We start from the raw sequence: 7,735 nt of genomic DNA, 5'->3' as shown, positions 1-7,735 counted from the left end.
ACGCTTTAGCACACAATTTAAGAAAGAAAGTTGCCTGAAGAGAACAACTTTTCACTTTTTCTTAAAATATTGAAAAACTTTTATAACAAAAAAATCCGCCTCAAATTTTGTTGTGAGACGGATTCTTCATTATAATTCTTTTTTCATTTCATATTGTTTGTCGTACAATTCTAATCCCATCGATTGAATAAAATCATTTGTAGAGATTTCTCTTTCGTCAACATTAATCATTTTAATCTCTTTATTTTTCAAATCGCTGAAAAGGATGGAAGCTAAATAACGATTTCTATAATCGTGATGAACACCAAATTGATAAATACGTGTATTATTTTTGTTGATAATTTTATAAGCAACTAAAATTCCATCTTCATAAATTCCATTTATTTGACAATCTTCGATGATATTTTTTACACTTTGAATATCATTTTTCCAAGTAGGTTTTATGTCCCAAAAGTTTTCACTTGTAATCAAATCTAAATCACTAAATTCTATAATTTCATGTAATGGATTTACGACCAAAATTGGAATTCCTTTATAACTATTTAAAGTTCTTGTTTTTTCGAAACCACAAGCTTCATAAGCGTTAATAGCAAAATCATTTTTAATATTTACTTCTAAAAATATGTTTTTCACTTGTTGTTCTTTCAATTTTGGAAAACTAAAATCTAACATTTGTTGTGTGATTTTTTTTCCACGATGTTCAGGACAAACGCCCGTTCCACCAATATAAGCTGTTTTTACATCATTATAATTTCTAATTCCATAAAGTAAAAAGCCAACTAATTTTCCATCAATACTAGCACCTACAGAATAATCAAGATTGATATCTTCCATTTTTAATTTTCCCTGAAATTGTTCAGTTGAAAGATTGATAGAAACGTAATAATTTTGATAAGAAAGATTATATAAGGCTGATAATTCTTCCAAATCAACATGAGTTAATGAGTGTATTTCAATGTTTGTTTGCATAGCTGTAATTTGCATAGCAAAAATAGCCCCAACATTTAAGTTTTTTCTAAAAAAAATCTTAAAAAATTAATAAAGATTGAATTTTATTTGAACTATGTAATCCGAATTTGATAAAAATATAATTTATTTAATAATATTGACTGAATAATTATACATAAATTTTAAAAATAGTGTAGAGGATAATATATAGAATTAAGAAAACTTCTTTTTTTTATGATTTAACATAAGCTTATTATTGATTATGCTGAAGAAAATTCTGTAATCAATAAATTTGCATACATTTTTAAAACTAAAACTACGAGAGAAGTCTAACTTTCTCCTCATTTGTTGAAACAATTATTCTTCTCTCGATTTTTTTTGAAAAATACTCCTCGAAGAATTCAAGTAAAGTGTATTTGTTACACTAATTAAAATACCAAATTCTCAAAATTTCTTTCCAAAACTTATTTCAAAATATCTATTTCTCAAAAAATATTTAAACATATGATGAATTTAATAAAGCTTTGAAAAATTATTAAAAAATGATTAACGAACATTTGTTAGTTTTTTTCTTTTGATTATTTTAGTCGTTCAAATTATCACAAAAAAAATGAGTAAAAATTTAACAAAATTGGCTTGTCTAGCTATATTTTGCAGCTATAGCTATGTCTCTGCTCAACAGAAAACGACAGATAGTGTGGTTGTAGAAAAAGTAGAATTAATACAACCAAGAGAAAACAAAGACAAAGTTGATGTGCAGTTTTATGGATTTATCAGGAATGATATTTTATGGATACGCGTCAAATGATTGGAGCAGGAGAGGCTTTGGTTCCGCTTTATCCAAAAGATCGTTTATCGGATGTAAACGGTGCTGATATCAATGCAGCTTCTAAATTTCACATGTTATCGATTGTTTCGAGAGCTGGTGTTAATTTGAAAGGTCCAGAATTACTTGGAGCTAAAACTTCTGGTATTTTAGAGGGAGAATTTTTTGGAGCAACAGAAGGAGGAATCAACGAGTTTCGTTTGCGTCACGCATATGTGATGTTGGATTGGGAGAAAACGCAATTAGGGATTGGACAATATTGGCATCCTTTCGTTGTGTTAGAAGCTTTGCCAAATGTTGCAAATTATGGAACTGGTGCGCCTGTTTATGCTTTAAATCGTAATCCTCAAGTTCGTTTAACGCATAAATTCACAGACAAATTTAAAGTTATTGCTGCTTTACATTCTCAACGAGATTTTACTCCAAATACAGAGCCCTTTCGAAATAGTGGAATGCCAGCGGCTCATCTTCAATTTCAATATAAATCACAAGTTTTTACTGCCGGAATTGGTGCGCAATATGAAAATTTGAAGCCAAAATTATCTTCAGGAAATCCTCCTGTTAAGTCTAATGAACGAGTTGAAAATGTTTCGTTTATGGCTTATTCTAAGTTAAATACAAAACCTTTACAAGTAACTTTCGCTGGATATTTGATGCAAGATGCGTCGTCTTTTGTACAACTTGGTGGAATTGTAGGATATCAAACAAGTCCGACGGCTGTTGAAACATATAAACCAATGAATACGCATAGTATGTGGATTGATTTGCAACAAAACTCAACAGGTAAATTTTCGTTCGGACTATTTGCAGGTTATGTTAGAAATAATGGTGTGAAAAATCCAGTAGAAGGAGCAATTGCATCAATATCTTATGGTGTAACGACAAATTGGGGCGCAATTTCGGCAACTCCAGGTACACGCACTGTAAATTATTTGTACAAAGTAGTTCCTCGTTTAGATCTTACCTTAAGCAAAGCCTTAAAATTTAGATTAGAATATGATCGAAGCACAGCGCAATGGGCAGATGCGACGATAAAAGGTACGGGAACCGAAAATAAATATTTAGCAAATAACAATAGATTTCAACTGACAACATTATTTAACTTCTAATATTACACAAAAAACATGAGTACAAATACTTTAGATACTTCGCAAACAGTAGCGAAGAAGGATAATATTTTCCAAATTATTTTAGCATCATCTGTCGGAACCTTAATCGAATGGTACGATATGTTCTTGGCAATCATCTTAGCTAGTGTATTATCAACACAATTATTTCCTAACGATGGTTCGTCGCATTTCTTAGAAACACTTGCAGTAGTGGTTTCATCATTTATGTTCCGTCCGATTGGATCATTAATTTTTGGAAGTATTGGAGATCGTATTGGTAGAAAATATTCATTCTTAGTTTCTTTAATTATGATGGGAGTAGCTACATTCTTGATTGGTTGTATTCCAACTTTTGATAGTGTAGGTTGGTTTGCTCCTGTTTTATTATTGTTTTGCCGCATTATGCAAGGACTTGCAATTAGTGGAGAATATGCAGGTGCTGTAATTTATGTAGCAGAACATGCGCCAGCAGAGAAGCGAGGATTTTACACAGGGTTTATTCAAGCAACTGTTCCAATTGGATTATTATTATGTTTAACAGTTGTTTTCTTAACACAATCATTTTTATCAGAAGAGGCTTTTGCAAGTTTCGGATGGAGGATTCCATTCTTATTTAGTGGAATATTAGTGATTTTGAGTTACTTTATTCGTCAACGCTTACATGAAAGTCCAATTTTTGAACAATTAAAAAAAGAAGGAAAAACATCTAAAACTCCAATTAAAGATGCTTTTACAACTCCAGGAAACGTAAAGTTAATGTTAAAGGCTATTTTTGGAGGAAATGCGGCGCAAAGTACAATTATGCAAACAACGTTATTCGTTACGCTTTTCTTCTTACAACGCGCAGTTAACTTACCTTACGAAACAGTTTTAATTGTTGTTTTATGTTCTACATTATTTAGTTCATTTTTCTATCAATGGTTTGGTGCATTAAGTGATAAAATTGGTCGTAAACCTGTTATGTTAGGTGGAATGATTTGTAGTTTTATCTTAATTCCATTATCATTTTTTTTGTACATGAAATTAGGAAATCCTGAAGGATTGAAAGAAGTTCATGATATTTCGAATTTAGCAGTTTTAGGAATTGTAGTTGTAAGTTTAATTACTTCAATTGCAGGAGCAGCAACATATGGTCCGCTTGGAGCTTTTATGTTAGAAATTTTCCCAACAAAGATTCGATACACTAGTATGGGATTTGCACAAAATATGGGAAATGGATTTATTGGTGGAGCAACAACTTTTGTAACGGAATTAATCAAAAGTACGATTATCGTTTCGGCTGCTATGTCGCCTTATATTGGATTAGCTTATCCATTGATATTAATCTTTATTGCGATTTTAGTGAATTATTTTACAATTCCAGAAACATACAAAACAGATTTAACAGAAGATAATTAAAATCAATAATAGACAAAATGTAAAAATCCTTCAAGTAATTCTTGAAGGATTTTTTTAGAGGAATTAAATTTCAATGCAAAAAAAATCCACTCAAACGAATGGATTTTTTTATTGTATCAGAAATATTATTTTTTCTTTTTTGTATCAACTGCTCCTGATAATTCAGATCCAGCTTTAAATTTAGCTACTGTTTTAGCAGCAATTTTAATTTCTTTTTTAGTTTGTGGGTTGATACCTGTTCTTGCAGCTCTCTCAGAAGTTGAGAAAGTACCGAATCCTACTAAAGCAACTTTGTCTCCTTTTGCTAAAGCTTTAGTTACATTTTCTGTAAATGAGTTTAAGGCTTTTTTAGCAGCTTCTTTAGAAATTCCAGCGTCAGCTGCAATCGCATCGATAAGTTCTGATTTGTTCATAGTTGTAACTTTTTAAATTAATTTATACACAAATATACTCTTTCCCTTTATTTGTGCAAGTTTCAACGCAAAAAATTTCAAGAAAAATGCAAAATTTTATGAAATCTGTGTCAAAAATCAGTAAATAAGTACTTATTTTACGAATAAGGTATCCTCGTTTTGATGTCCATTGATGAAATCTTTGGCTGTCATACGACGCTTTCCTTCCGGTTGAAGTTCTAAAATTTCGTAAACTCCTTGAGGTAGATTGATATAAAGGTTATTTTTTTGTAAAATTAATTGATAATCTTCTCCTTCAACAACAATATCCGTTTTTAGACCTGCATATATTTTTAACGATTTATAATTTTCGCCATTTCCAAAAGTTGTCCATGCACATGGATAAGGAGAAAGTCCTCTAATCTTATTGTGAATAGTATTGATTGAATCGTTCCAATCTATTTTACAATCTTCCTTAAAGATTTTTGGAGCATGTTTTAATTCTGTTGTTTCATCTTGCGGATGAGGTTTTAATGAATCATTTTCTAAACCATCCAACGTTTTCACGACTAATTTCGCACCGATATGCATCAATTCGTCATGAATTTTACCAACATTATCATTTTCTCCAATTTCTACTTTATCAGAAATTAAGATATTTCCGGTATCAATTTTTTCATCAATTAAGAAAGTTGTTACTCCAGTTTCCTGATCACCATTCATCACAGCCCAATTAATTGGTGCAGCTCCGCGATACTGAGGAAGAAGTGAACCGTGTAAATTGAATGTTCCTTTCGACGGAATTGACCAAACAACTTGTGGCAACATACGAAAAGCTACAACAACAAAAACATCAGCATTCCAGCTTTTTAATGTTTCGATAAAAGCTTCGTCTCGTAATTTTTCTGGTTGAGCCAAAGGCAAATTATGTTCAACTGCATATTTTTTGACATCAGAAATATTCATTTTTTGTCCTCTACCAGACGGTTTATCTGGAACAGTAACAACTCCAACTATTTCGTGATGACTATTTGTATTGATTTCATTCAAAGATGTCGCCGCAAATTCGGGCGTACCCATAAAGACTACTCGCATTTTTATTCTATTAGTTTATAAGAATCGAATCCAATTGGTTGAACTCGCATTTCGTCTATCAAATATTGCAATTCTTCGACGATTTTATCTTTTGGCGAATTTATGAATTTTGAAAGGATTTCGGCTTGCGTTTTTGTACCTTCTTTCAAATATTCAATTAAATCGGTTGAATTAAAGTTTTCATTTTGTTTTTTGGATTGACAAACATCGCATTTACCACAATTTTGATCAGATTTTTGATTAAAATATCCAAATAATAAACGTTCTCTACAAATTGTATTTTGTTCGGCATAATAAGCCATAGCTTGCAAACGTTTCCAATTATTCACTTGAATTGCTTCGAAATCTTTCCACAATTTATTTTTAAACGCATTAGAATCGCGCGGAACAAGAAATCTAAATCGCGCTAAAAATCGATCCGAATAATCAATAGAACCATTTTTTGCATATTCGTGTAAACTATTTCTAATGTCGCCAATACTCATGTGCAGTTCAAACGCCATTTTACTTTCCGAAATTTCTCTATTATAAGTATAAATTCCAGGATAATGACGTTGTAAATAATCAAAAATTCGGTTTTCATTCAAATTAATCGAATGTGGTGACGCTAAAATTTGAATACTACTATTTTGTGAATAATTTTTTTGCTGAATGATTTCTTTCGTATTGAGAAATTCTAAAAATTGAAGAACCATTTTAAGATTTAAACCAAATTTTTCGGCAAATTTTGGAATATCCAACTGATAATTCATTTCCGTTAATTCGCCTTCCGCTAATTGCAATTGACTAAACAAACAATTCCCAATTTTGATAAAATCTTGATGCGAAGGTAAATTCGCTTTGAAAATATTTTCTGCTTGAATTCGATCATCAGGATTGTACAAATAAATTCCATACGATTCCTGTTCATCACGTCCAGCGCGCCCAACTTCTTGGTAATACGCTTCTATTCCTTGTGGTAAATCGATATGAAAAACGGTACGAACATTTGGTTTGTCTATTCCCATTCCAAACGCATTTGTCGAAACCATAATTCGCGAATTACTCAACATCCAATCTTGCTGCTTTTGCTCTTTTTCGTCTTTGGTTAATTTGGCGTGAAAAAAATCGGCATCAAATCCATTTTGACTTAAAAAACTTGCAATCTCGTAGGTTAATTTTCGATTTCGAACAAAAATAATACTCGAACCAGGATATTTTTTTAAATAATAAATCAAATCATTTTTCTTGTCAGCAGAAAGGAAAACATTGTACGAAAGGTTTTCTCTTTTTAAAGAAGATTTGAAAATTTTGGGTTGATTTAATTCAAGTTTTTCAACAATTTCTTGCTGAATTTTTTCTGTAGCTGTTGCAGTCAAAGCTAAGATTGGAACTTTAGGAAGAATAGTTTTTAATCTTGAAATTTGATGATATGCAGGTCGAAAATCATGTCCCCATTCAGAAACGCAATGTGCTTCGTCAACAGCAAGCAAACTAATATTGATTTGTTTCAATCGCTCGACAAAAATTCTACTTTGCAAACGCTCTGGCGAAACATATAATAATTTGATTTTATTGTTTTGACAATCGTCCAAAATTTTTCCAATCGTATTTTGGTCAATTTCATTGGTGATATATGCCGTAGAAATTCCTTTGGATTGTAAATTCTGAACTTGATCTTTCATTAACGCAATAAGCGGCGAAATGACCAATGTTAATCCATCAAAAATAATCGCAGGAACTTGATAACAGATAGATTTTCCGCCACCAGTCGGCAAAATTGCCATGGTATCTTTACCTTCCAAAACACTTGCGATGATTTCCTCTTGCGGCGTTTTGAAAGAAGAATAATTCCAATACTTAAAAAGAATTTCTTTTGGTGTCAAATTACAAAGCTTTGTTGTAAATTTAGGTAAAATCTGCGATTTTATGTTTAAACTTAAAACTTCATTAGTTATTTTTTTTAAAAATTGTAAATAATTTTATGC

The 7,735-nt window shown here is 31.2% G+C and carries 7 protein-coding genes; 3 read left to right on the top strand and 4 right to left on the bottom strand.

Going from position 1 to position 7,735, the window contains the following annotated elements; genetic code table 11:
- Window positions 1-129: 129 nt before the first annotated feature.
- On the bottom strand, window positions 130-969 hold the full coding sequence (locus G0Q09_RS11650; RefSeq protein WP_185144180.1) for a GNAT family N-acetyltransferase: 840 nt from the start codon (window positions 967-969) through the stop codon (window positions 130-132).
- A 610-nt stretch (window positions 970-1,579) separates the two neighbouring features.
- Between G0Q09_RS11650 and G0Q09_RS15015 the strand changes: the two genes are divergently transcribed.
- The 3 genes from G0Q09_RS15015 to G0Q09_RS11640 are packed head-to-tail and all read left to right on the top strand — an operon-like array spanning window position 1,580 to window position 4,281.
- On the top strand, window positions 1,580-1,756 hold the full coding sequence (locus tag G0Q09_RS15015; protein WP_257468213.1) for a hypothetical protein: 177 nt from the start codon (window positions 1,580-1,582) through the stop codon (window positions 1,754-1,756).
- Window positions 1,738-2,883, top strand: a complete 1,146-nt coding sequence (locus tag G0Q09_RS11645; RefSeq protein ID WP_257468212.1) for a DcaP family trimeric outer membrane transporter — start codon at window positions 1,738-1,740, stop codon at window positions 2,881-2,883. The genes G0Q09_RS15015 and G0Q09_RS11645 overlap by 19 nt, the downstream gene beginning before the upstream one ends.
- Before the next feature lie 15 nt (window positions 2,884-2,898).
- Entirely contained in the window at window positions 2,899-4,281 is a 1,383-nt protein-coding gene (locus G0Q09_RS11640; protein WP_219034995.1) for an MFS transporter, read from the top strand.
- A 125-nt stretch (window positions 4,282-4,406) separates the two neighbouring features.
- On the opposite strand, the gene G0Q09_RS11635 is transcribed toward G0Q09_RS11640, so the two are convergent.
- The 3 genes from G0Q09_RS11635 to G0Q09_RS11625 all read right to left on the bottom strand — a co-directional run bounded on the left by G0Q09_RS11635 (window position 4,407) and on the right by G0Q09_RS11625 (window position 7,633).
- Window positions 4,407-4,694: an HU family DNA-binding protein gene (locus G0Q09_RS11635; protein WP_019975917.1), complete on the bottom strand. Its 288-nt coding sequence runs from the start codon at window positions 4,692-4,694 to the stop codon at window positions 4,407-4,409.
- Between the two features lie 132 nt (window positions 4,695-4,826).
- Window positions 4,827-5,768 (bottom strand): methionyl-tRNA formyltransferase, encoded by a 942-nt coding sequence (gene fmt, locus G0Q09_RS11630; RefSeq protein ID WP_257468211.1) that lies wholly within the window; start codon window positions 5,766-5,768, stop codon window positions 4,827-4,829.
- A gap of 2 nt (window positions 5,769-5,770) precedes the next feature.
- The gene (locus tag G0Q09_RS11625) at window positions 5,771-7,633 is read right to left on the bottom strand and encodes a RecQ family ATP-dependent DNA helicase (protein ID WP_219034994.1); all 1,863 of its coding nucleotides are present in this window, start codon (window positions 7,631-7,633) and stop codon (window positions 5,771-5,773) included.
- Window positions 7,634-7,735: the final 102 nt, after the last annotated feature.

Origin of the sequence: Empedobacter falsenii, from assembly GCF_019308355.1 — a bacterium.
Taxonomy (GTDB): domain Bacteria; phylum Bacteroidota; class Bacteroidia; order Flavobacteriales; family Weeksellaceae; genus Empedobacter; species Empedobacter falsenii_B.
The sequence above is the reverse complement of the archived record's forward strand: the minus strand, read 5'-3'. Positions and strand labels throughout refer to the sequence as shown.